24 protein-coding genes are annotated in these 22,791 nt (G+C 68.4%); 9 read left to right on the top strand and 15 right to left on the bottom strand.

The window, feature by feature from the left end; all coding sequences use genetic code 11:
* Positions 1-2: 2 nt before the first annotated feature.
* Positions 3-2,345 carry a nitrate- and nitrite sensing domain-containing protein gene (locus AB0L97_RS08150; RefSeq protein WP_364426359.1) on the bottom strand — a complete coding sequence of 781 codons (2,343 nt, stop codon included), beginning with the start codon at positions 2,343-2,345 and terminating at the stop codon, positions 3-5.
* A 276-nt stretch (positions 2,346-2,621) separates the two neighbouring features.
* On the opposite strand from AB0L97_RS08150, the gene AB0L97_RS08145 reads away from it, so the two are divergent.
* Positions 2,622-4,175, top strand: coding sequence for a succinic semialdehyde dehydrogenase (locus AB0L97_RS08145; protein ID WP_364426356.1), 1,554 nt, complete (start codon positions 2,622-2,624; stop codon positions 4,173-4,175).
* Positions 4,176-4,243: 68 nt separating this feature from the next.
* Here AB0L97_RS08145 and AB0L97_RS08140 read toward each other — a convergent pair whose 3' ends face one another.
* Complete coding sequence (locus AB0L97_RS08140; RefSeq protein WP_364426353.1) at positions 4,244-4,723, bottom strand: DUF779 domain-containing protein; 480 nt, start codon at positions 4,721-4,723, stop codon at positions 4,244-4,246.
* A gap of 71 nt (positions 4,724-4,794) precedes the next feature.
* Positions 4,795-6,009 carry a transcriptional regulator gene (locus AB0L97_RS08135; RefSeq protein ID WP_364426350.1) on the bottom strand — a complete coding sequence of 405 codons (1,215 nt, stop codon included), beginning with the start codon at positions 6,007-6,009 and terminating at the stop codon, positions 4,795-4,797.
* 113 nt (positions 6,010-6,122) lie between these two features.
* Between AB0L97_RS08135 and AB0L97_RS08130 the strand changes: the two genes are divergently transcribed.
* Positions 6,123-6,545 (top strand): MmcQ/YjbR family DNA-binding protein, encoded by a 423-nt coding sequence (locus AB0L97_RS08130; RefSeq protein WP_355073953.1) that lies wholly within the window; start codon positions 6,123-6,125, stop codon positions 6,543-6,545.
* 4 nt (positions 6,546-6,549) lie between these two features.
* Here AB0L97_RS08130 and AB0L97_RS08125 read toward each other — a convergent pair whose 3' ends face one another.
* From AB0L97_RS08125 to AB0L97_RS08110, 4 genes are all read right to left on the bottom strand, one after another.
* Complete coding sequence (locus AB0L97_RS08125; protein ID WP_355073951.1) at positions 6,550-6,873, bottom strand: hypothetical protein; 324 nt, start codon at positions 6,871-6,873, stop codon at positions 6,550-6,552.
* Positions 6,874-6,962: 89 nt separating this feature from the next.
* Positions 6,963-8,102, bottom strand: a complete 1,140-nt coding sequence (locus AB0L97_RS08120; RefSeq protein ID WP_364426345.1) for an alkaline phosphatase family protein — start codon at positions 8,100-8,102, stop codon at positions 6,963-6,965.
* A gap of 43 nt (positions 8,103-8,145) precedes the next feature.
* A complete protein-coding gene (locus AB0L97_RS08115) occupies positions 8,146-8,457 on the bottom strand; it encodes a nuclear transport factor 2 family protein (RefSeq protein WP_355073947.1) in 312 nt (103 codons plus the stop codon).
* 61 nt (positions 8,458-8,518) lie between these two features.
* Positions 8,519-9,145 (bottom strand): TetR/AcrR family transcriptional regulator, encoded by a 627-nt coding sequence (locus tag AB0L97_RS08110; protein ID WP_364426342.1) that lies wholly within the window; start codon positions 9,143-9,145, stop codon positions 8,519-8,521.
* A 205-nt stretch (positions 9,146-9,350) separates the two neighbouring features.
* Here AB0L97_RS08110 and AB0L97_RS08105 point away from each other — a divergent pair, with 205 nt between their 5' ends.
* Entirely contained in the window at positions 9,351-12,404 is a 3,054-nt protein-coding gene (locus AB0L97_RS08105; protein WP_364426339.1) for a Tn3 family transposase, read from the top strand.
* A 118-nt stretch (positions 12,405-12,522) separates the two neighbouring features.
* Here the strand turns inward: AB0L97_RS08105 and AB0L97_RS08100 are convergent, their stop codons facing one another.
* Together AB0L97_RS08100 and AB0L97_RS08095 are read right to left on the bottom strand one after the other, a co-directional pair.
* Positions 12,523-13,467: an alpha/beta fold hydrolase gene (locus AB0L97_RS08100; RefSeq protein WP_364426336.1), complete on the bottom strand. Its 945-nt coding sequence runs from the start codon at positions 13,465-13,467 to the stop codon at positions 12,523-12,525.
* Positions 13,468-13,512: 45 nt separating this feature from the next.
* Complete coding sequence (locus tag AB0L97_RS08095; protein WP_364426333.1) at positions 13,513-14,040, bottom strand: nuclear transport factor 2 family protein; 528 nt, start codon at positions 14,038-14,040, stop codon at positions 13,513-13,515.
* Positions 14,041-14,068: 28 nt separating this feature from the next.
* On the opposite strand from AB0L97_RS08095, the gene AB0L97_RS08090 reads away from it, so the two are divergent.
* Together AB0L97_RS08090 and AB0L97_RS08085 are read left to right on the top strand one after the other, a co-directional pair.
* A complete protein-coding gene (locus tag AB0L97_RS08090; protein ID WP_364426330.1) occupies positions 14,069-14,716 on the top strand; it encodes a helix-turn-helix domain-containing protein in 648 nt (215 codons plus the stop codon).
* Complete coding sequence (locus tag AB0L97_RS08085) at positions 14,713-15,465, top strand: hypothetical protein (RefSeq protein WP_364426327.1); 753 nt, start codon at positions 14,713-14,715, stop codon at positions 15,463-15,465. The genes AB0L97_RS08090 and AB0L97_RS08085 overlap by 4 nt, the downstream gene beginning before the upstream one ends.
* A gap of 186 nt (positions 15,466-15,651) precedes the next feature.
* Here the strand turns inward: AB0L97_RS08085 and AB0L97_RS08080 are convergent, their stop codons facing one another.
* Complete coding sequence (locus tag AB0L97_RS08080; RefSeq protein WP_364426324.1) at positions 15,652-16,563, bottom strand: site-specific integrase; 912 nt, start codon at positions 16,561-16,563, stop codon at positions 15,652-15,654.
* A 318-nt stretch (positions 16,564-16,881) separates the two neighbouring features.
* On the opposite strand from AB0L97_RS08080, the gene AB0L97_RS08075 reads away from it, so the two are divergent.
* The 3 genes from AB0L97_RS08075 to AB0L97_RS08065 are packed head-to-tail and all read left to right on the top strand — an operon-like array spanning position 16,882 to position 19,102.
* The gene (locus AB0L97_RS08075) at positions 16,882-17,958 is read left to right on the top strand and encodes an aldehyde reductase (protein WP_364426321.1); all 1,077 of its coding nucleotides are present in this window, start codon (positions 16,882-16,884) and stop codon (positions 17,956-17,958) included.
* Positions 17,959-17,968: 10 nt separating this feature from the next.
* Positions 17,969-18,169: a hypothetical protein gene (locus AB0L97_RS08070; protein WP_364426318.1), complete on the top strand. Its 201-nt coding sequence runs from the start codon at positions 17,969-17,971 to the stop codon at positions 18,167-18,169.
* A gap of 48 nt (positions 18,170-18,217) precedes the next feature.
* Complete coding sequence (locus AB0L97_RS08065) at positions 18,218-19,102, top strand: LLM class F420-dependent oxidoreductase (RefSeq protein WP_364426315.1); 885 nt, start codon at positions 18,218-18,220, stop codon at positions 19,100-19,102.
* Between the two features lie 15 nt (positions 19,103-19,117).
* Here the strand turns inward: AB0L97_RS08065 and AB0L97_RS08060 are convergent, their stop codons facing one another.
* The 4 genes from AB0L97_RS08060 to AB0L97_RS08045 are packed head-to-tail and all read right to left on the bottom strand — an operon-like array spanning position 19,118 to position 21,234.
* A complete protein-coding gene (locus tag AB0L97_RS08060) occupies positions 19,118-19,522 on the bottom strand; it encodes a hypothetical protein (protein ID WP_364426312.1) in 405 nt (134 codons plus the stop codon).
* A complete protein-coding gene (locus AB0L97_RS08055) occupies positions 19,519-19,641 on the bottom strand; it encodes a hypothetical protein (RefSeq protein ID WP_355073936.1) in 123 nt (40 codons plus the stop codon). The genes AB0L97_RS08060 and AB0L97_RS08055 overlap by 4 nt, the downstream gene beginning before the upstream one ends.
* Positions 19,642-19,680: 39 nt before the next feature.
* The gene (locus AB0L97_RS08050; RefSeq protein WP_364426308.1) at positions 19,681-20,256 is read right to left on the bottom strand and encodes a class I SAM-dependent methyltransferase; all 576 of its coding nucleotides are present in this window, start codon (positions 20,254-20,256) and stop codon (positions 19,681-19,683) included.
* Positions 20,257-20,277: 21 nt separating this feature from the next.
* Complete coding sequence (locus AB0L97_RS08045; protein ID WP_364426305.1) at positions 20,278-21,234, bottom strand: helix-turn-helix transcriptional regulator; 957 nt, start codon at positions 21,232-21,234, stop codon at positions 20,278-20,280.
* 2 nt (positions 21,235-21,236) lie between these two features.
* On the opposite strand from AB0L97_RS08045, the gene AB0L97_RS08040 reads away from it, so the two are divergent.
* Positions 21,237-21,956: an SDR family oxidoreductase gene (locus AB0L97_RS08040; RefSeq protein WP_364426302.1), complete on the top strand. Its 720-nt coding sequence runs from the start codon at positions 21,237-21,239 to the stop codon at positions 21,954-21,956.
* Positions 21,957-22,034: 78 nt separating this feature from the next.
* Here AB0L97_RS08040 and fabG read toward each other — a convergent pair whose 3' ends face one another.
* Entirely contained in the window at positions 22,035-22,787 is a 753-nt protein-coding gene (gene fabG / locus AB0L97_RS08035; protein WP_364426299.1) for a 3-oxoacyl-ACP reductase FabG, read from the bottom strand.
* Positions 22,788-22,791 lie beyond the last annotated feature (4 nt).

Below are 22,791 nucleotides of genomic sequence, written 5' to 3'. Positions count from 1 at the left end.
ACCTAGCCTTCCTGTTCGTCGGAGATGGCAGCGCGACGGCCCTGCCTGGTCCCGTTCTCGATGGCGGACATCAGATCGCGGGCTTGCTCGGCGGAGCGGGGTGGCTGCGCGGGTGCGGCCTGCTCCTGGACCGGCTGCGCCAGTTGCGGTGCGAGGTTGGTCTGGCGGCTCCGGCGGGGCAACGCCGGACGGCCGTCCGGACCCGCTTGCGTCGGCGCCTCGGTATACGGGCGCGGTCCGTAGCGCGGGGGTGCGGCCGGTTCGGCGGAAAGGGTCGCCACCGGCGATGCCGACTGCGCGAACGTCCCGGTATCCGCCGCGACCGCGGCACCGGCGACGAGTTTGCGTCGGCTGCCGGGATCGGTGAGTTCCGCCGGTGTCTGCGGTGCGACGGAATCCGTCGCGATCAGCGCGGTCGGAATGAGCACGATGGCCTTGATACCGCCGTAGTCGGAGTCCGACAGCCGCACCGCGATGCCGTGGCGCGTAGCCAGCTGCGCGACCACGAACAGCCCGAGCCGGGAGTCCGCCGACAACGCCGCCACGCCGAAATCCGGCGGGTTGCGCAGCATCTCGTTCATCTTGGTCAGCTCGGCTTCGGACATGCCCATGCCCTGATCGCCGATCTCGACCACCACGCCCTTGCCGACCACGTTGCCGGTCACCTCGACCCGCGACTGCGGCGGGGAGAAGGAGGTCGCGTTGTCCACCAGCTCCGCGAGCAGGTGGATGAGGTCGGCGACCACCGTGCCGAGTACGCGGACCTCGGGCAGCCGCGCCACCCGGACCCGCGCGTAGTCGAGGGTCTCACCGACGGCGCTGCGCACCAAGTCGACCAGCGGCACGGGGTTGCGCCACTGCCTGCCCGGCTTGCCGCCGCCGAGGATGGTGAGGTTCTCGGCGTTGCGCCGCTCCCTGGTCGCGAGATGATCGAGGCGGAACAAGGTGTCGAGCAGGATCGGGTCCTCCTGCCGCTGCTCGGCTTCGTCGAGGATCTCCAGTTGCCGGTGCACGACGATCTGGCTGCGGTGCGCGATGTTCAGGAACACCGCTTTGACGCCCTCCCTGGTACGAGATTCGGCGACCGCCGCGGAGACGGCCGCGGAATGCGCGTGCTGGAAAGCCTTGGCCACCTGGCCGATCTCGTCGCTGCCGTAGTCCAGGTTCGGGGATTCGACCGCGGGATCGACGGTCTCTCCGTCGCGCAGCCTGCGCATCATCTCCGGCAGCCGCTCATCGGCCAGGGCCAGCGTTTGACCGCGCAGCCGCTTCAACCGGCGAATGACCCGATTGGCGATCACCACGGCGATGAGAAACGCCAGCACGCTGACCACCAGCACGCCGCCGCCCGCGAACGCGGATCTGGTCGCCGCCGCGGCCGCCTTGTCCTCCGCGAGTTTCTGCGATGCCCGGTTGTGCCCGGTCCAGGCGTCCATCAGGCCGCGGTTGACCTCGGCGGCGGCGCTGCGCCATTCCTGCGTGTTCAGTGGCAGCGGCGGCGGACTCGATGAACGTGTACCGCTGCCGGATGTGCTCGAGCCGGTCGGCGCGGCAGGAGTCACGGCGCGCTGGGCGATGGCGTTCTCCATCGCGGAGAGCTGCTGCCAGGCCGGGCTCGCGGTCAGCGTCTGCAGTTGGTGCTGTTCGGCGCCCTGCAGTTCGGCGCTGAGCGCGGCGATCTCGGTGTGGTAGAAGCCGACCTGACGGACGTACTCCTCGGCGGGAATGGCCGGTGGCGCGGTGGCGCCGTCGACGTACAGGCCGCCGAGCGCGTTGCTGCGCGCCATCGCCTCGGTAGCGTTGAACAGGCGCATGCCGGTGGCGATCCGCACGCCGATTTCGGTGTACGGGGCGGTCTGCTCGGCGACTTTGGTGCCGACGGAGATCACGTCGAGCAGGCGGTTGAAGAACATGTACGCGTCCGAGGGCGGCAGCGCTGCGGCGTCGACGCCGGAACGCACGGCGGTCATGTTCTGCGTGAGGGTGGTGAAGTTGGCGACGTTGTCGCCGAGCTTGGAGTCGTCGATGTCGCGGAGGCCCTCGGAGGCCTGGACCAAGCCGCGCAGCGCACCGTCCAGTCGCATCCGCGCGGCGCCGAGTGGTACCGCCGCCGTGGGGTCGCCGCTCAGCTGTGCGAGCGTCAAGTAGCGTTCCTGCTGGACCGCCTCCATCAATTCCCTGGTCGAGGGAATGGCTTTCTGATTCTCAGCGGCCCAGTCCTTGGCTTTGGTTCCTTCCGCGACCAGATAGCTCGCAGCGCCCACGCCGACGACAAGCAGAGTCAGGCTCGGAATGAGCGCGATCGCCAGAATCCGGGTGCGGACCCCGAGCCTCGCTCTGAACATCGGCACAACGTAATCCACGAACCCGGCGATCCGGGCGTCCTGTCCCGGTGAGCGGGACTGGAGTTGACGTGACACACGTCCTCATGATTCGGCGGCGCTCTACCGAAAATTATTGCCGGAGCACATAACTGGGAGGTGATGGCGTCCGGCGCGGCTCACCTGAGCGGTCGGCCGTGGCCCGATACGCCCCGAAATCCTCCCGTGACCGGTTCAGGGCGCCTCGAACGCGGCGTAGATTGTCCGTATCCCTCGGTTACTCACAAGTAGGAGGCAACGATGCCCGCGCCGGAAGCCGATGTATTCGACCGCCTCAGCGCGCTGGCCGCGATCGAGGCGCCCGCAGATCGTCAGCGCAGGACGATCGCCGAGACCTTCACCGGAAAGCCGCTCGGCAGCGTGCCGGTCGGCACGGCAGCTGATGTCGCCGCCGCCTTCGAGAAGGCCAGGGCCGCGCAGCGGAGCTGGGCGGCCAAGCCGGTGGCCGAACGCGCCGCCGTGCTGGATCGTTACCGCGCGCTGGTGGTGGAGCACCGTGAATTCCTGATGGACGTCGTGCAGGCCGAGACCGGCAAAGCGCGCTGGGCGGCCCAGGAAGAGATCATGGGCCTGATGTTCGCGGCCCGCTATTTCGCCAGGATCGCACCGAGCCTGCTGGGCGGCCACCGAGTACCGGGCGCCTTTCCGGTGCTCAACCGCGCCTCCGTGCGGTACCAGCCCAAAGGCGTGGTCGGCGTCATCGCTCCGTGGAACTACCCGCTGCTGCTGTCGATCGGCGATTCCATACCGGCGCTCATCGCGGGTAACGCCGTGGTGGTCAAACCCGACAGCCAGACTCCGTTCTCCACGCTGGCCGGTGCGGAATTGCTCTACCGGGCCGGTCTGCCCCGGGAGCTGCTCGCGGTCGTCCCCGGGCCGGGCGGCGTTGTCGGCACCGCGATCGTCGAGGCCTGCGACTACCTGATGTTCACCGGGTCGTCGGCGACCGGCCGCACCCTGGCCGAACAGTGCGGCCGCAGGCTGATCGGCTTCTCCGCCGAACTCGGCGGGAAGAATCCGATGATCGTGGCCGCCGGCGCCGACCTGGACAAGGCCGCGCGGGCGGCCGTGCGCGCCTGCTTCTCCAACGCCGGGCAGTTGTGCATCTCGATCGAGCGGCTCTATGTCGAGCGGCAGGTCGCCGCGGCGTTCACCGAAAAATTCGTCGCCGCCACGAACGCCGCCAGACTCGGTGCCGCCTACGATTATTCGACCGACATCGGCAGCCTCATCTCCGAAGCGCAACTGGAGACGGTGTCCAAGCACGTCGCGGACGCCACCTCCAAGGGAGCGAAGGTCCTCACCGGCGGAAAGGCCCGCCCGGATCTGGGTCCGCTGTTCTTCGAGCCGACCGTCCTCGCCGAAGTGACCGACGAGATGGAATGCGGCCGCGACGAAACCTTCGGACCGCTGGTGTCGATCTATCCGGTCGACGATGTCGAGGAGGCCGTGCGCCTGGCCAATGACACCGCCTACGGTCTCAACGCCTCGGTGTGGGCGGGAAGCAAGTCCGAAGGCGAGCGGATCGCGGCGCGGCTGCACGCGGGCACGGTCTGTGTGGACGAGGGCTACGCGCCGGCATGGGGCACCACCGGGGCGCCGATGGGCGGTATGGGTATCTCCGGTGTGGGGCGCCGCCACGGGCCGGACGGCCTGCTCAAATTCACCGAGCCGCAGTCGATCGTAGTCACCCGTTTCATGAACCTCGACGCGCCGAAACTGTTCCCCAAGGGCAAGTGGCAGCCGTTCCTGATGACGGTGGCCCGGAGTCTGCGTTTCCTGCCCGGGCGCTGAGACACGACGTCCGTCCGGGTGGTCGTGCCCACCCGGACGGACGACCCGCCGGTTCGGTCGTGCAGGGGTCACGCCAACCGGTCGGCTCCGGTGCGCGGCGGCCCGCCCGCCGCCAGCGCCGCTGCTTCTTCGTCGGTGAGCAGCCGTGATCTGATGACGAAACGCATGTCCTCGAGTGCGTCCGAGGGGCCGCCGCCGGGCTCGTCGGCCACGTCCACGGTGAGGTGGGCGTGCTTCAAGTGCTCGTATTGCTCCCCGCTGATCCACAATTCGGTGTGCCAGGGAAGGCTGCCCAGCAGAACGTCCTCACCGCCGATCCGGGACTCCCGGATGGGCAGGCAGCGCGGCGAGCCGCTGTCGTGGTGTCCGCCGGATTGGTGCAGCAGCACGGCCCCGTGCTGGTCGATCACGTGGCGCAGCACGGCCCTGGCGCGGTCGGTGATGTCCACCCGATGCGTTCGGTGCGCCGCCGTACCGCGTGGGCGACGGAGCCGGGCATCGGGTAGTCGGCGATGCCGGAGTCCGGCCCCCGGTCTGGTGTAGCTCATGATTCCTCGCAGATATCTCGGACCGACCCACTATGGTCCGCCGAGGTTGGTGCGAGGTTGGTGGGAAAATCTCAGTCGCGCAACGCGGTATGCAGCCGAGCCGCGACCAGGGGGCGGCGCACGTCGTCAGGCGGCAGCAACCGCAGCGCGTGCTCGTGCACCGCGATGTCACGGGGCACGCGTTCGCCGAACGCCACCGCGTGCTCGGCGCGGTCCCCGGCGAGCACGGCGGTGCGCACACCCACGTCGAGATGATCACGCCACTGCAGCACGGCGGGCGCTTCCGATCCGGGCAGCAGCGGCCCCCGGTACAGCCAGACCGCCGAGGTGGTGTCGCCCGCGGTGACGGCGGCGAGCAGGTCGACGGCGTCGCAGGACACCGGACCGGTGAGGGCATAACGGCGATTGCTGATCTCGCCGCCGATCGCGCGGCGCAGGTGCGAGACGTCGGCTTTCAGCGTGCTGATGGAAACCGCGCGGTCGCCGTAGAGGGCGGCGTGCAATTGCTCCGGGGAGAAGCCGTCCGGCTGGAGCGCCAGCAGCGCGAGGATCTCCAATTGCCGAGGCGGCAGGGGCAGCGGCACGCCGTCGCGCACCAGTCGCGCGGCGCCGAGGCATTCCAGCCGGATTCCCGGCTCGGGCACGGGCGCGGCCGTGCGCAACATCGTCTCCACCGCCGTCACCAGCGCGCGCACCGAGGTCCGCACCGCGGGATGGGAACGGTCCCAGGTACTGGACAGATCCAGCGCGCCGACCTGCCTGCCGTCGGGGCCGTGGATCGGTGCGGAATAGCAGACCCAGCCGTGCAGGGCGGCGACCAGGTGCTCGGCGGAGAACACGGAGGCAGGGCGATCGGTGTGCAGCGCGAGGGCGAGGCCGTTGGTGCCCATATGGCTTTCGTCCCAGCAGCCGCCGGGTGCGAGATTGACCTGCTCGGCCTGCCTGCGCAGGGTGCGGTCACCGCAGGACCACAGGACGGTGCCCGCGCTGTCGGTGACCACGGCCAGATAACCGGAGTCCTCGGTGACGGCGCGCAGTTCACCTGCCAGCGCCGTCACCGGATCGCGCAACGGGGAAGCGGCCCAGCGGTCGCCGATGTCGTCCACTCCCGGCGCGCCGGTGGTGCCCGGATCGACGGTGTGCAACGACCGCCGCCATGATTGCGCTACTTCGTTGCGCAGGACGGTGTTCCGTGGCTCCGGTGTCGCCCGCGGAGCCGTCGCCCAACGCTCCCATTCTCTTTCCAGTTCGACCCGCTGTTGCGTGAGGGTGCGGAACCGCGCCACGTGGAAGACCCATCGTCGTGTGAGCTCGTAATCGCACTCTCATTCTGGCGGACGCCGGTGACGGTGGCGAACTGTTCGAGCCCTACCGGCCGGTCACGCCATAAGCTGCTGGCATGGCGACCGGTACTCCACGTGCACGGCTCGCCGACGTGCACGCAGTGGCCTCGGGCATGCCCCACGTGACGCGCGTCGACGGACCACGCGGCAACCCGATCTACCAGGTCGGGGGCAAATCGTTCGTGTTCTTCCGCAACCCGCGTCCGGACGCGGTCGACCCGGCGACCGGCGAGCGCTATGCCGATGTGATCGTGATCTGGGTGCCGTCGGAGTCGGACAAACAGGCGCTGGTCCAGGACCCGGACTCGCCGTTCTTCACCACGCCGCATTTCGACGGACATCCGTCGGTCCTGGTGCGCGCGGCCGAACTCGGCGAACTGAGCCGTCGGGAACTCACCGAGGTCATCCAGGACGCCTGGCTGGCCCGGGCCTCGCGTAAGCGCGCGGCGGACTGGCTTGCCGCCCATCCGCCGCGCTGAGCGGTCACTTCCGGATGAAAATGCCTGCGACGTCGGCGTTCTTGATCGGGGTGTCGGCATTGGCCTGGGCGCCGCACAGCAAGTCGACCGAGACCATCGTCGCGTCCACCACGGTCCCCGCCGGCTCGCGGTCGTCCTTGCTCTGTTGCTTGACGAACTTGGTGATCGTCGTGCGCTTGGTGTCCTGGTCCTGCTTGATGTACTCGCTGCACGGGGTGTCGCCGCCGCGGTTGAGCGCGCGTTCGATGTCGGTGCAGCCCGCGAGCGCCATGGCGACCATCGCGATCCCGAGGCCGGTTCGGCCGGTCCGTGACAGCGTGGCGTTCATGGGACTCCTCCTGAGGTTCGGCGGCGCTGCCCGCCGCGATCGGACTCCAGACTAGAGCGCTCCCGGGCGTATGTTCACCACGACAGGGGCTAGGCGCGAAAGACGCACAGCGGGACGTCGATCTCCGCGGGGGTGAGCGAACCGTGGTGACCGACCAGCCGGGACTGCAGCGGTTCCGCGCCGGTCCGGATGACGCCGCGCCGCCCGTGGGCGACCACGACCAGATCGCCGATGCGCTGGGCGATCGCGGGGTCCACGGTGGGCCCGAACCAGCCTCGGCTCACGGCTTCCGCTTTGCCGAGCACCTCGAAGTCCGCGCCGAGAGTAGCCTGCCAGGCTGCCGCGACATCGGGTTCGGCGCCCGGCTCGGTGTAGACGTGCCGGGCGCGGGCTTCACCGCCGAGTGCCCGGACACCCTCTTGCAACACGGGAGTGGTGTCGAAATCGATACGGTCGTCCAGCAGCACCATGCCGTGATCGGCGGTCACCAGCAGCGCCGCTCCGGCGGGCAACTCCTCGGCGAGCGCGGCGGCGAGCTGGTCGGCATGCGCGAGTTCCAACTCCCAGGATCGCGAGGCGGGTCCGCGCACGTGTCCGGTGAGGTCGAGATCGCCGTGGTAGGTGTAGACCAGGGAGCGTGGACCGGCGCGCAGCGCCTCGCTCACATTGGCGACGAGATCGCCGAACGACAGCTGGGGACGGAACTCGCAGCCGCGCAGAACCGCCTCGGTCAGTCCCGATCCCGCCTGATCGCGCGGCGACACCTGTGCGACGGCGATGCCGTCGGCGGCGGCGCGCTGGAAAACCGTTGTGCGCGGCTGGAACTCCGTCGGAGCGAGTTCCTTCCGCAGATCGGACTTCGGTACGCCGTGCAGCCGCCAGGACAGCGGAGTGAACAGCGAGTCGTAGCCGGGGACGTGGAACAGATAGCCGACGATGCCGTGCTCGCCGGGAGGAACACCCACCCCGAGCGAGGCCAGGCTGGTGGCCGTCGTCGTCGGGAAACCGGCCGTGAGCGAGGTCGGCGCGAGACCGGACAGGAAGGGCGCCGCAGCGGGATTCGCGACCAGATCGTGGTAGCCGAGCCCGTCCACCAGCAGGACGCAGACCTGGTCGGCGTCGAGCTCCAGCCCGAGGCGGTCCGCCTCGCCGGGCACGCCGAGACCGGCGAGGACGGAGGGGAACAGGTCGGCCAGGGAACCCGTACCGTAACGCGGCGCGACGAACACGAAGGTCAGGATGTCAACGCGGACGGCAAACTGGCAAGGGCATTCACGCCTGCCCGGTCTCGAAACGGCTCACCTTGCCTTCGCGCAGGACGAATCGCCAGGTGGTTCGCATCGAGCCCCAGCGTGTATTGGTGTAGTCGGCGACCAGTTCGGTGCCGTCGTCGCCGACCGACTCGACTTGCATGCGGGCATTGCTGTCGAAGATCTCCGCTTCGGTCCACTGGGCGAGGTTGCGCTCCACACCGTCGTCGGACATGGTGGCGTCGTCGGTGAGCACCGCGTAGAACCGGTCTTGATCATTGGCGTTGAGCGCGTCGACGAACTCCTGCACCGTCGGATCCAGCTGCGCGGTCATCCGTGTCGTCCTTTCGGATCGGTGTGGGGAGCATCGGAGGAGCAAACGTCTGGCGTTCACTCTAGGGCAGCGGCGGCGCGCCGGGTTCGATCAATGTCGCGAAGGTCCGCATCACGTCGTCCACCAACGCCGAGCCGGTGGTGCCGAACTGTCCCGCGCGCTTCTCCAGCTGTCCGTCCAGCCACAGCGAGGCCAGGCCGTGGCCGAGTCCCCAGAACATGACGGCCAGTGTGTCGGCTTTGTCGGCGGGCAGCGCGCCCGCGCGAACGCACTCCGTGATCGCGTCGGCCAGCACTCCGAAAGCCGCGTCGCCGGCTGCCATGGTGTCGGGATGCTTGTCGGGCTGGGAGAGTTCGGGCCGGAACATCAGGCGGAAGTAGGCCGGTTGCTCACGGGAGAACCGCACATAGGTGTTCGCCAGCGCGGGCAGGGCGGCCATGGGCGTTTCCGCCTCGGCGCGGGCGGCCGCCAGTTGCGCTCCGAGCATCTGGAAACCCTGGGTGGACAGTGTTGCCAGCAGCGCGGCTCGGTCGGGGAAGTGGTGGTACGGCGCCGCGGTGCTCACGCCTGCCTCGCGAGCCACCCGGCGCAGGCTGACCGCGGCGAGCCCTTCGGTTTCGATCAAACGCAGGCAGGCGGCCAGCAGCGCGTCGCGCAGGGCGCCGTGGTGGTAACTGGTCCGCGTCACCGTCCGAGCGTATGCGACGTGTCCTGGACAACCTAACTATGCGGTGCTTAGATTATCTGAGCGTCGCTCAGATGAGTGCGGCGCAACCAGGCAAGTGGGGTCCAGTGGCGCGAAAAGTCGCGCTAAGCCTGTCCGGTGGGGTCGGATCGACCGATTCGGCCGATTGGTGAGTGTTGTTGCGGTGGGGGTGGTTTCATGAGCGGCTGTGCGGGATGAGGGTGCGACGCCGGGGTACGGCCAGTTCGGAGTTCTGACGCGGGTTGAGCTGGAACGGTTTTTCCATCTCGACGACCAGGACCATGAGCTGATCGCTCAGCGCCGTCGCGACAGTAATCGCTTGGGCTTCGCCGTCCAGCTGGTGACGGTCCGGTACCTGGGGATGTTCTTGCCGGATCCGCTGGACGTGCCCGCCGATCTGATCGACTACTTGGCCGAGCAGCTGGGCATCGACGATCCGTTGTGTGTAAAGGCGTACACCGACCGCAAGCAGACCCGGTACGACCATCAGGCCGAGATCATCGGCAAGCATGGACTGGTCGAGTTCGCCAAAATCGAGGGCGAGCTGTCGGCGTGGGTGGCTGATCAGGCGTGGATGACCGGCGACGGCCCCCGGGTCCTCGCCGCGGGCGCGGTGCGGTGGCTGCGGGAGAAGGGCGCGCTGCTACCCGGCGTCACGACGCTGGAGCGGCTGGTCGCCGAGTGTAAGCAGGCCGCTGATCAGCGGCTGTGGGCGCACCTGGCCGGCCAGCTGACCGCCGGGCAGTCCGGGGTGCTGCTTGGGCTGCTGGACACCCGGGAGGAGAACCGCCGCAAGTATGTGGAGCTGGAGCGGCTGCGCAAGGGTGCGTTCGCGCCGTCGTCGACGGGGATGCGCAATGCGCTGGCGCGGGTGCGGGATCTGACCGCGGTGATCCCGGAGTCGGTGGACCTCTCGCAGGTGTCGGCGCGTCGGCTGATCGTTTTGGCGTCGCACGGGTTGACCGGCAAGACCGCACATCTGCGGCGGATGCGGCCCCAGCGGGAGCGGCTGCTGGCGCTGTTGACCGCGACTGTGTTCACGTTGCGGGCCAAGGCGGTCGACGACGTGCTCGAGTTGTTCGACCTGCTGATTGTGACGAACCTGATGGCCAAGGCGGAGCGTCAATCGAAGGAGGAGAAGCTGCGTCGGTACCCGCGGATGAGCAAGAACGCCGGCAAGCTGGCGCGGGCGGTGCGGGTGCTGCTGGAGATGACCGAGGCCGAGCCGGAGCTGTCGTTGCAGCTGGTGTGGGATCTGATCGAGAACACCGTGTCCAAGGCGGAGCTGCGGGCGGCGGTCGCGGTGATCGATGAGCTGGTGCCGCAAGCGGATCCGGAGTTCGACACCCAGCGGCTCGAGGAGCTGGCGGGCCGGTTCGCCACGGTGCGAGTGTTCCTGCCGGCGATGATGCGGCACATCGAATTCGACGCCGTCGGTGACGGCGTGCCGGTGCTGAAGGCGATGCGGGAATTGGCGGACCTGATTGCGTCGCAACGCGGTCGCAACATTCCGGCGCGGTGGCTGGACGCGCGGCAGGTCGATCACGACCTGGTGGGCGGGGGCTGGTCGCGGCTGGTGTACCCGGGCGAGCGGCCGGAAGAGACGGTGGACCGGGCCGCGTACACATTGTGCCTGCTCGAGCAGTTCCACCGGCATCTGAAGTACCGCAACATCTTCGCCGAGCACTCGTCGAAGTGGCGTGACCCGCGGTCGCATCTGCTGTCGGGGATCGCATGGGAAGCCGCGCGCGGCGGCGGCATGAACGCGCTCGGGCTGCCGGACAATCCGCATGAGCTGCTGGCCGATCTCGGGGAGGACCTGGACGCCGCCTATCGGGAGCTGGCCGGCCGTCTCGGCGACGACACCCCGGCCTCGGTGGATGAGGACGGGAAACTGCATGTGGCCGCATTGGCGGCGTTGCCGGATCCGCCCAGCCTGATCGACCTGCGGCGGCGGGTCGCGGCGATGATGCCGCGCGTGGATCTGCCGGAGATGGTACTGGAGGTAATGAGCTGGTGCCCGGAGTTCGCCGAGTCGTTCACCCACGTCGCCGGGACCAGCGCGCGGGCGGCGAATCTCGGGGTATCGGTGGCGGCGGTGCTGTGTTCGCAGGCGATGAATGTCGGTCTGGCACCGGTGGTTTCGCCAGGCTCCGACGCGCTGACCCGCGACCGGCTCCGCCACGTCGACCAGCATTATCTGCGAACCGAGACGATGGCGGCCGCGAACACAGTTCTGGTCAACGCCCAAGCAGCGGTCCCATTGGCGCAGCTGTGGGGCGGCGGTGTCCTCGCCAGCGTGGACGGGATGCGGTTCGTGGTGCCGGTGCGCACCATCCATGCCCGCCCAAATCCTAAATATTTCGGGCGTAAGAAGGGCGCAACCTGGCTGAACATGCTCAATGACCAGGCCGCCGGCTTGAACGCGGTCGTGGTGTCCGGCACCCCGAAGGACTCGCTGAACTTCATGGACGTGCTGCTGCGCCAGCCTGAGGGCAGCAAGGTGCCTGAAGACATCGTCACCGACTCCGGGTCGTATTCCGACATCGTGTTCGGGCTGACGCACCTACTGGGGTACAAGTACCGGCCGCAGCTGGCGAACCTGCCCGACCAAAGGTTGTGGCGCATCGACCCGGCCGCCGACTACGGACCGTTGGACCGGGCAGCGCGAGGGAAGATCGACGTAGGCAAGATCGCCTCCCACTGGGAAGACATGTGCCGCGTGGCGGTGTCGATGTTCCGCGGCGAGGTGTCCGGCCACGAGGTAACGCGGATGGTGTCCAGGGACGGAAACCCGACCAGTCTCGGGCAGGCGATCGCCCACTACGGGCGGATCTTCAAGACCCTGCACATTCTGCGCATGGCTGACGACGAGCCGTACCGGCGCGAGGCCAAGGCGCAGTCGAATCTTCAGGAGGGCCGCCACGACCTGGGCCGCGCCATCTTCCACGGCCGCAAGGGCGAGATCACCCGCGGCTATCTCGACGGCATGGAGAACCAGCTCTCGGCGCTGGGCCTCATTTTGAACTGCATCGTGCTGTGGAATTCGGTGTACCTGGACCGTGCGCTCGACGAGCTGCGTGCCCAGAACTATCCGGTCCGCGACGAGGACGCCGCCCGCCTGTCGGCGTTCGTCCGCAAACACATCCGGCTCGAAGGCCACTACAGCTTCCACCTGCCGGATTTCGGCGGCCGCCATCGACCACTACGTGATCCAGACGCTACGGACGAGGACGACTGAACTACACCATCACCCTGCCGGACGGGACCCGTCTCACCGGTGGCCACGACACTCGTCTCCACGAGCTGGGAAAGATCCACATCGATCAATCCACCTCGAATCACAGTGTCCGCGACGGCTACTCGCAAGAACCTCCAGGCTGTAACAACTTCTCAGCGGAAGTGAGCGGGTCGTGTTCGGGCTTGGTCCACCAGGCCCGGATCGCTTCGCTCAACTCTTGTGGTGCGTCCGATTGCAGGAAGTGACCGACTCCGTGGAGCAGTGCGGTGGTGTGGTTGGGAAGCATCGCCTCCCAGCGTTCACGCTCCTTATCGCCAAAGGCGATGTCGGCGTCGGCCCACAGGATGAGCGTGGGGAGTTGCTCGAGGATCCTCAGGCGGTCAGCGACGCCGGTGAGAAACGTGCGACTGCCGATGATGGCGCCCGCAAGGACAGCGCTGGCTTGGCGGCGTTCCGGCGTGGGCAGGGCCTCGCGGTAATGAGCCATTTCGGTTGGGAATGGCTTCCTACGCTTGTGTCCCGCAGGAATAAGGGCGTTAACGAACAGATTGAACCGCCTGATGAGCTCGCGTCCGGCCGGTCCTCCCATGAGGCGGGAGGCCAGTTCGGCACGCAGGTCGCCGTTCATCGGCCACGCCCATGTGTTGGCCAGGACGAGGCGTTCGAACTTGTCTGGCTGCTGCTCGGCCACGTGCAAACCGATCGGGCCTCCCCAGTCGTGTGCAACCAGTGTCGCCTGCGACAGACCCAAGCGGTCGAGGAAAGAACCGACCACGGCGGCATGCTCCTCGGGCAGGTACCGGTAGCCGGGTGCTGCAACCGACAAACCGAACCCTGGATAGTCGAGGGCGATGCAACGGAACCGATCCCGCAGGGAGACGATGACCTGGCGGTATACGAAAGACCACGTCGGATTGCCGTGCAACATCAGCAGGGTCGGTCCCGAACCCTCATCGACGTAGTGAACGACGTGCCCGTCCAGCTCCACGAAGCGACTCTCGAAGGGAAACAACTCGTCGTCCACCCACGAAGGGCGTACACCGGCGGGCTGCTGGGTCGTCATATACGGACCTCCTCGGATCCTGCTCGCTTCAGGCAACGGTGTGGGTTAGAGGAATGCGGGTACAAAACGGTCGGCGGTACGTATCGCGAAGGCGAGAGGCCGTGCGAGGCTCGCCGCGAGCATGCCCTTCAGGCGTCCACGGCGCCTGGCCGACACCCGCGGCGGGAGCGCCGCGAACAGCGTCGCCAGCCCTGGCAGCGCACGGACGAAGACCGTGTAATCAACGATCTGTCCCTGTTCGTTGCAGCGCACCAGATTCATGGCCTCGAGTTCCACGCCGCGAACGCGCGCACGGAACGAGAACGATCCCGTGTCACCGACCGCGAGCGGTTCGCTGGTGATGAGGTCGTCCAGGACAGCGAAGATGTCGCGGTGCAGCGCCACGACCTCCTGCCTGCCCTCGAACCGTAGCCGCATCGTCATCGGAGAGTGAAAGACGACGTCGGGCGCCAACACCTCGGCGACCACATCAGCATCGCCGCTTTCCCCAGCGGCACGCAGAGCGGCGAGCGCCGCCGAGACCGGCGCGGCGGGACCGGAGACCGGCATGGTGAGCCCTTTCGTGAGACACATCGGATGTTGCTTGATAAAATCAATTCTTATGGAAGAAGTCAAGCAGAAGTCGGTGCGCTCCTACGGACAGTTCTGTGGTCTGGCGCGCGCGCTCGATGTCGTGGGCGATCGCTGGAGCCTGCTGATCGTCCGCGAGCTCCTGCCCGGCCCGCGGCGCTACGGCGAACTCGCGGCCTCGCTGGGCGGGATAGCCACCAACCTGCTCGCCGACCGCCTCCGGAGCTTGGAGTCCTCCGGGGTGGTCGAGCGGCGTCCGGGCCGGATCAGCGGTGTCGTGTACGCCCTGACACCGTGGGGTGAGGAGTTGCGTGAAACGATCGAGGCGCTCGTCCGCTGGAGCTTCCCGCTGATGACCAGCGGCCGAGGCGGCGATACTTTTCAGCCTCGCTGGCTGGCGGTCGCACTCGAAGCGCTGCTCCGCGGAAAGACAGCAGAGCCGTCGGCCGAGCTGGGCATCGAGGTAGCCGGTCTGTTCATGACCTTGCGGATCGACAACCATGGTCCCCATGTGATCGTTCAGCCCGACCAGCGCCCCGACACGATTCTCGAAGCGGAGCCGGAGGCGGTCCTGGGGCTGGCCACCGGTGCGATCACCCTCGACCAAGCACTCTCCTGGGCGAGCGTCCACGGCGATCCGAGCGTCGTCACCACGGTGCTGGCCGGGGCACAGACATGAACGAGCGAACACCAGAAGCAGCCGGGCTGCTCGACGAGGTCCTCACCGCCCACGGCGGCCTCGAACGGTGGCGGGCCGTAACTGCCCTGACCGCTCACGGGCGATTCGGCGGTCTCCTGCGCTCACGCTTTCCCGGAAACCGGATGGCCGAGGTGAGCGTGCGGGTGCAATTGGCGCACCAGCGCGCCGTCTTTCGCGGCTTCCCGCGAACCGACCAGCAAGCGGTATTCGATGGAGGCGCCGTACGGATCGAGACCCGCGATGGCGGCTTGATCAGTGCCCGGCGCAATGCCCGCGCCGCCTTCGCCGGGTTCAGCGGCCTGCGTCGCAACCTCCGCTGGGACGCACTCGACGCCGCGTACTTCGCCGGATACGCATTCTGGAACTACCTCTCGACACCCCTGCTTCTGACGCGGGAAGGAGTCGCCATCACCGAAGGCGATACCTGGCAGGAGGCAGGACAGCGGTGGTGGCGCCTCGAGGTCGACTTCCCGCCGGACCTCCACACCCACTCCCGACACCAAACCTTCTACATCGACGCTGCCGGCCTGATCCGCCGACACGACTACATTGCCCACCCAATCGGCCGGTGGGCACACGCAGCCCACTACTGCAGCGACCACCAACGCTTCGCGGGACTCGTCTTCCCCGCACGCCGACGGGTGTTCCCGCAAGGACCCGGCGGCCGAACTCTCCCTCATCCGATCCTCGTCGCACTCGACATCGACAACATCGAGATAGAGACATGACCGCAATCTGCTCTCACGGGTCAGGGGCGAACTCTTTCTCGTTGAGTTCGTGAATCACTTGCCGCACATGAGTGGTCGACGTCTCGCGGGCGCGGGCGTTCCCATCCAATCTGCGGGATATGCCGGAGCCGATCCTGTTGCTCGACGACCGCCACTGACCGCAGCCGAACTCGGGGCCCGAACCGCTCAGCGCCGCCGCCGGGCGGCGGGGTCGGTCTGGGCCTGCCACCGAATCAGCGCCTCCACGGATGGCCGGGAGTACTTACCCAGAGACCGCACCGAGGTATGTCCGCTCATTCGCATCAGCATCGGCGTCGACGCCCCATCCTCGGCGGCGTGCGTGAGCTTCGAATGACGCAGCTGATGCAGCGTGAACGGTCCGCGGCCGAAGTCGCCGGTGTGATGCTCGAACAACTCGGCCGCCCGCCGGTACGACAACCGCCCACGCAAGGTGGACGGGTCGATATCGCCCACGGCCACACCGGGTTTCGCCTTGCGGTCAGTCAGGAAAACCGGTCCCTTCTTCCGCCCTGCCAGCAGCCTCGGCAACAGACGCGCGGTGCCAGTCTGCCAGGCGACCACATCCCTGGCCCCTCCCTTGCGGGTGACCGTGCCGCATCGGTTCGCCATGTCCAGGTCCGGGATGTCGAGCAGCAGCAGTTCATCAGCGCGGGCGGCCGTCTCGTACAGCATGGTCCACAGCACCCGCTCCCGCAGCGGCACATCCTTCGTCAGCAGCCGGGCAACCTCGTCACGGACCATCGCCCGCGAGTGATCCGGCGGCACCTTCCGCGGCACCAACCGAACCAGCGGATCACCAACCAGCCACTGCTGCTTGCGCCAGTACTCGCACGCCCCACGCAACGAAGCGAGGCGTACGTTGAACGTCTGCGCCGAGCGGCTACCCCACTTGAAAATGAACCAGCCGCCGACCCGCTCGGCCTCCAGCAGACCCACATCGGAATCAGCACCGAAATCACGTACAAGCTGATTGAGGGCAATCGCGTAACCGCGGCGGGTGTTGGTGCTCGGGATCGTCGCAAGGTAGTTGGCCACCGCATCCCCCAGCCGCACACCCCGCACCGGCAGCGCCCGCACCTGTCCCACGATCATCCCTTCCGCCCACGTCGCCAGAACCCGATCGGCACTACCGCAGATAATTTGCGGAGTCGCCCCGCTCGACGCGGGGTGTAGCGCCTGTTCGCGATCGAGGCTACCACAGATAATAGGCCATTATCTGCGGTAAATCCTTAGCGCGACTTTTCACGGATTTGGGTAGAGCACTGCATCGGTCAAGCCGAAACGCATTGCTGTGCAATCCATCTTGTGAGTCACAGGCGTGTCAGAGATTGCTTAGCGTGACTTTTCTCGTCACTGGACCCCACATGCCAACCACTTCACGAGACGGATGAAGAAATGAGCACACGGGTATCGGTCACCGGCGCAACGGGTTTCGTCGCCGGTCACGTCATCGCCGAATTGCTGGAGCATGGCTACGCCGTGCGCGCGACGGTTCGCGACCTCGCCGACACCGGCAAACGGGCACACCTGGTCGAACTGGCCCGGCGAACCGGGGGCGAACTGGAGTTCGCGCAAGCCGACCTGAACGGCGACGACGGCTGGGCAGCCGCCGTCGCGGGTAGCGCCGCGGTGCTGCACGTCGCCTCGCCGTTCCCCACCACCCCGCCCGACGACGAGCGAGAACTCATCGACACGGCGGTCGAAGGAACGCTGCGCGTGCTGCGCGCCTGCGCCGCCGCGGGCACCGTCCGCCGGGTGGTGCTCACCTCCTCGATCGCGGCGATCGTCGCCGGGCACACCCAGGACGTTCTGCGCACCGAGGCCGACTGGACGGTGGTCGAGCGCAGCCCGGCCTATCAGAAGAGCAAGACGCTGGCCGAGCGGGCGGCCTGGGATTTCGTCGCACGGCTTCCGGCGGGCGAGCGATTCGAACTGGTCGTCGTCAACCCGGGAATGGTGCTGGGGCCGGTGCTGTCCACCACGACGAGCACCTCGCACGAGCCCATACGGAGACTGCTCGCCGGGGACGTGCCCGGCACGCCCCGCGTCGGCTGGGCGCCGGTCGACGTGCGCGATCTCGCCGTGGCGCATCGGCTCGCGCTGGAAACACCGGAGGCCGCAGGCAACCGCTATATCTGCGCGGGCGAGCACCTGTGGATGGGGGAAATGGCGCGCATCCTCACCGAGGAATTCGGGCCGCGCGGATTCCGGGTGCCGACCAGACAGTTGCCGAATTGGCTGGTGCGCGGCGTAGCGATCTTCGACAAGGGCGTCCGGCTGACCCTGCCGGCCCTGGGGCGCACCGAGTCGCTCAGCGCCGCGAAAGCCCGGCGCGAACTCGGCTGGACCATGCGCCCGGTACGGGAAACCGTGCTGGACACCGCCGAAAGCTTGCTGCAGCACGGGATCGTCGAACCACCGCGAGGCAAGTCCACCTCCCGGGCGGTCGCGCCGCGCGCCGTACGCGTCTGAGGGGGCGGGCATGCTGATCGCGACGTTGATCATCACCACGGTCGCCATGACGCGGCGCTGGTTCGCCCGTCGATCCCCGCGCGCGAACGCCGCAGCGCGCAACGCTCCCGGCCCGGTCCGTCGGGCGCTGCGCAGGCCGGTACCGGTGGTCGCCGCTGTCGTCGCGCTGCTCGGCATCGTGGTGGCCGCGGGTGCGCTCGCCCAGTGCTGAATCGGCCCCGAAGTACGGCGGTCCGGCCCGGTTCGCTAGACAGGACACGTGACTGCGCAGCGCCCCTTCCGGTTCGGTGTCAACATGGTGGTCCCCGAGTCCAGGTCGAATTGGATCGAAAAGTGCCGTCGAGCAGAGGAACTCGGCTTCGACGTGGTGGGTGTCGCCGACCATCTCGGCCTGCCCGCGCCGTTCCCCGCGATGATCCTGGCCGCCGAGGCGACCGAGCGGGTGCGGTTGAACACCTTCGTGCTCAACACCGCGTTCTACAACCCCGTCCTGCTGGCCCGCGACGTGGCCGGTGCCGACCAGTTCACCGACGGGCGGGTCGAACTCGGGCTCGGCGCTGGCTACGTGCAGGCGGAATTCGAGGCCGCGGGCATCCCCTTCGAAAGCGGGAGCAAGCGCGTCGAGCACCTGGAACAGACGGTGGTCACATTGCGCGGCCTGTTCGCCGATCCGGAGTATCAGCCGCAACCCGCACAGCCGTCGGGACCGCCCGTGCTCATCGGCGGATGGGGTGATCGCTTGCTCGCCGTCGCCGCGCGGCACGCCGACATCATCGCCTTCACGGGCGCGGCGGCCGCGCGCAATGGCGGACCACTGCAGATGGCCGGGCTCGACGAGATCGAGGAGCGCGTCGTCTATGTGCGGGATCTGCTCGGTCCGCGGCTGGACAAGGTCGAGTTCAACATCCTCGTGCAGCGGGTGGTGCCGCCCGAGGAGCGCGCGAGCGTGCTGGAGGTCTTCGGTCCGGCGCTGCCGCCCGACGTCGCCGACTCCCCGGAGGAACATCCGATCCTGCTCATGGGCACTCCCGAGGAGATGGCCGACCGCCTGCGCGATCGGCGCGATCGCTACGGCATCACCTACATCACCGTCCTCGAGGACAGCATGGAGAAGTTCGCCCCGGTCATCGCGTTGCTGCGCTGATCCGCCGGACGCGAGTCACGGCAGCGGATCGATGATGACGCGCGGATCGATCTGCCTGAGCCGTCTCGGGCGGCTGGTCAGGCAGGGCCAAGTGCGGGCGACCGCCTCGCGGGTGACATGGCCCGCGGCGACGAGGGCGTCGGCGGGGGCCGCGCCGCCGAGTGGAGTGAGCGGCGGGCTCACGGTGCGGTCGAACGATGGGACGACGGTGTGCGGCAGGCCGACCAGCACGGCCAGGATGTCGAGCCGATCGGCCGGAATGTGCGTGCGCGCCGCCGCGAGAACGGTGCTCGGAACGACGATGGTGTTTCCCGCGTCGACCGTCGCCCAGACGACCGCTTGGGCGTAGTTGGCGCGGTTGGCGAACGCGACGACGGCGGCGGCGTCGAAGACGACTCCGCCGAGTGCGCGGGTGGTCACGCCGCGCCTGCGTGCCGTACGTCCACCTCCTCGCCGGGTAGTAGCGGCGGCGTCGGCACGGCGTGGTCGGGCAGCGTGCGGATGGCCTTTCGCGGTCTGTGCTCCCGAAGCGGCGGCATGCCCACGACTCTAGCGGGGTGCGTCCTCGCGATGGACGATCACGCGGGTTTGTGCCACAGCAGTGTGTAGCGCCACATGAGCCGCCGCCGCATGCGCGCTCCGGGCAGGAGTTCCGCTGCGGCGGAGCGGATCTCGGCGTATCCGTCCACGGGGTCGCGCGTTCGCGCACTCGGCCAGGAGACGCGGTGCGCGAGGTCCATCGCCCGGATGAGCGGCACCAGCGGGAAGTAGTGGAAGTCCGTGCGCGGCGTCATCTTCCACAACCCGACCACGGCGAGCACGCCGCCGGGCGCGACCAGGTCGCGCAGTGCCGTGATCCCCGCCCGCAGCGAAACATGATGCAGCGTGGCCACGGTGGTGACGACATCGAAAGAGCCCGCGTAGTCGAGGAAGTCGGCCTGTTCGAGCGACACGCCCGTCGTGGCGGGGGCTGCCGCGATGATGTCCGGGTCGACGTCGATCCCGGTGACCGCCAGCCCGCGTCCGGCCAGTTTGCCCGCCAGCAGCCCGTACCCGCAGCCGATGTCGAGGGCGGTGCGCGCGGAGAGTGGCACCTGCTTCAACAGCCAGGAGTGGTAGCGGGTGTTGTGATTCCAGTAGGGATCGTCGCGCACGCTGTCATCGTAAGGCGGTGGCTAGCCGTTGGGCTCCGTCACCGTGAACCGCTGGGCACCGGTCACCCGGAGCAACTCCAGGGCCGACGCTTCCCGGCTGCCGGGCGCCGCCGAATAGACGACGACGGCTTGGTCGGTGTCCGGCACGAGCAGGGTGTCGCAGTCCAGCCGCAACGAGCCCAGGTCCGGGTGATCGATCGTCTTGGTCGCGCTGCGCCACTGCCCCGACCGCCGTGCGTTCCACAGTTGCTCGAATCGTGGACTGCGGGCGCGCAGTTCGGAGACCAGGCGTAGGAGGCCGGGATCGTCGGGGTAGCGCGCGCGGGCGCTGCGCAGGCTGGCGACCGAGAACGCCGCGGCATTGTCGGCCTCGGCGGGTGTCATCATCACCCGCCCGGGTTCGGTGCCGAGGAAACGCTGCCAGATGATGTTGCGCTGGGCGGGCGGCCACATGGAGAAATCGCCGAGCAGCGCGGTCGCCATCGGATTCCAGGCCAGCAGATCGGCTTTCGCCGACAGCACCAGCGCGGGCAGATCTGCCATCCGGTCCAGCAGACGCAAGACGCTGGGCCGCACCACCATGTCGATGCGGCCCTCCTGCGGAGGCGCCGCGCCCGCGAGCTGGAACAGCAGCGTGCGGTCCTCGTCGTTGAGCCGCAACGCGCGGGCCAGCGCGGCCAGCACCGAGCTGGACGGACGGGGACCGCGCCCCTGTTCCAGCCGCACCACGTAGTCCACGCTGACGCCAGCGAGCTGGGCGACCTCCTCGCGCCGCAGTCCCGGCACCTGCCTGCGCGAGCCCGCGGGCAGCCCGACGTCCACCGGACGCACTCGCTCGCGCGCCTGCCGGAGCAACGCGGCCAGCTCGGTTCGATCCACATCCCGATCATGCCGCAGCCGGTCGACGCCGGGGTGGGAGCGCTGCTCCCAGGAGTTGGCAGCCCTGGTGCGCGGTTGCCGGACACGTGACGCTGGCACCCGTGAACGATACGACTACGGCCCTGGTGACCGGGGCGAACAAGGGCTTGGGACGCGAAACCGTCCGCAGGTTGGCGGATTTGGGCTGGCGGGTGTTCCTGGCCGCGCGGGACGAGAAGCTGGGGGAGGCGGCTGCGGCGGAGCTGACCGCGACGGGGGCGCCGGTCGAGTTCATCCCGCTCGATGTCACCTCCGCCGCATCGATCGCGGCCGCGGTCGAGCAGCTACGGCAGCGCACCGCGCGGCTGGACGTGCTGATCAACAACGCGGGTATCGGAGGGACCCGGAAGCTGCCGGATCAAGTCGAGGCCGCGGACATGCGCGCGGTGTTCGAAACCAATGTCTTCGGTCCGGTGCAGGTGACGAACGCGTTCCTGCCGCTGCTGCGTGCCGCCGAGCAGCCGCGGATCGTGATGGTGTCCAGTGGTATCGGTTCACTGGCGCGAACCTCCGACCCGGCCCGGATCGAATCCACGTTGCTCGGCCTGCCGTATCCGGCGTCGAAGACGGCGCTGAACATGATCACCTCGCAGTACGCCCGCGCGCTTCCTGGCATCCAGGTCAACGCGGCCGACCCCGGCTACACCGCGACGGACCTGAACGGTCACTCCGGCTTCCAGACCGTCACCGAAGGGACCGACGCGATCGTGCGGCTGGCGACGCTCCCGCCGGACGGACCCACCGGCGGGTTCTTCGACCGCACCGGGCCGGTCCCGTGGTGAGCCGACGACGGGACCGGCTATCGACGCGAAGTCCGGACGGTGCGGGCCGATGGGTGCCTCGGTCCGGGCCTGCGCAAGTCAGCGGGCGCCTCCGTTGACATACAGCGTCTGGCCGCTGACGTAGCTCGCCTCGTCGCTGGCGAGGAACGCGATGACCGCCGCGACTTCGTCGGGCTGTCCCACCCGGCCCAGCGGCGTACGGTCCGCGGCGGCTTTCTGATGGTCTTCGGCCGTCACGCCGACCCGGTTCGCGGTGGCGGCGGTCATGGCGGTGGCGATATAGCCGGGCGCCACCGCGTTCACCGTGATGTTGTAGGGCCCGAGTTCGAGAGCGAGCGTCGCGGTCAGTCCCTGGATGCCCGCCTTGGCGGCGGCGTAGTTGGCCTGGCCGCGATTGCCGAGCGCCGACCGGCTCGACAGCGACACGATCCGGCCGTATCGCTGGGCCACCATGAACGTCTGCACTATCTGCGCACAGTGGTAGGCGCCGGTCAGATTGACCGCGAGTACCGCGTTCCAGTCTTCCTCGGTCAGGCGGAAGAACAGGTCGTCGCGCGTGATCCCCGCGTTGTTCACCAAGATCTGCGGACTGCCCAGATCGGTTGCGACACGGTCGAATACGTTCTGCACCGACGCGCGGTCGGTGACGTCGCAGACGTAACCGCGCGCCACGCCGCCCGCCGCGGTGATCCGCGCGGCGGTCTCGCTGGGCTCTTCGCGGTCGAGTACGGCCACGGCGGCGCCCTCGGCGGCGAGGCGCAGCGCGGTGGCCGCGCCGATGCCCTGAGCCGCGCCGGTGACAACGGCGACCCGGTCGGTGAAGCGGTGCATCGGA

This window comes from Nocardia sp. NPDC051911 (assembly GCF_040681035.1).
Taxonomy (GTDB): Bacteria; Actinomycetota; Actinomycetes; order Mycobacteriales; family Mycobacteriaceae; genus Nocardia; species Nocardia sichangensis.
The sequence above is the reverse complement of the archived record's forward strand: the minus strand, read 5'-3'. Positions and strand labels throughout refer to the sequence as shown.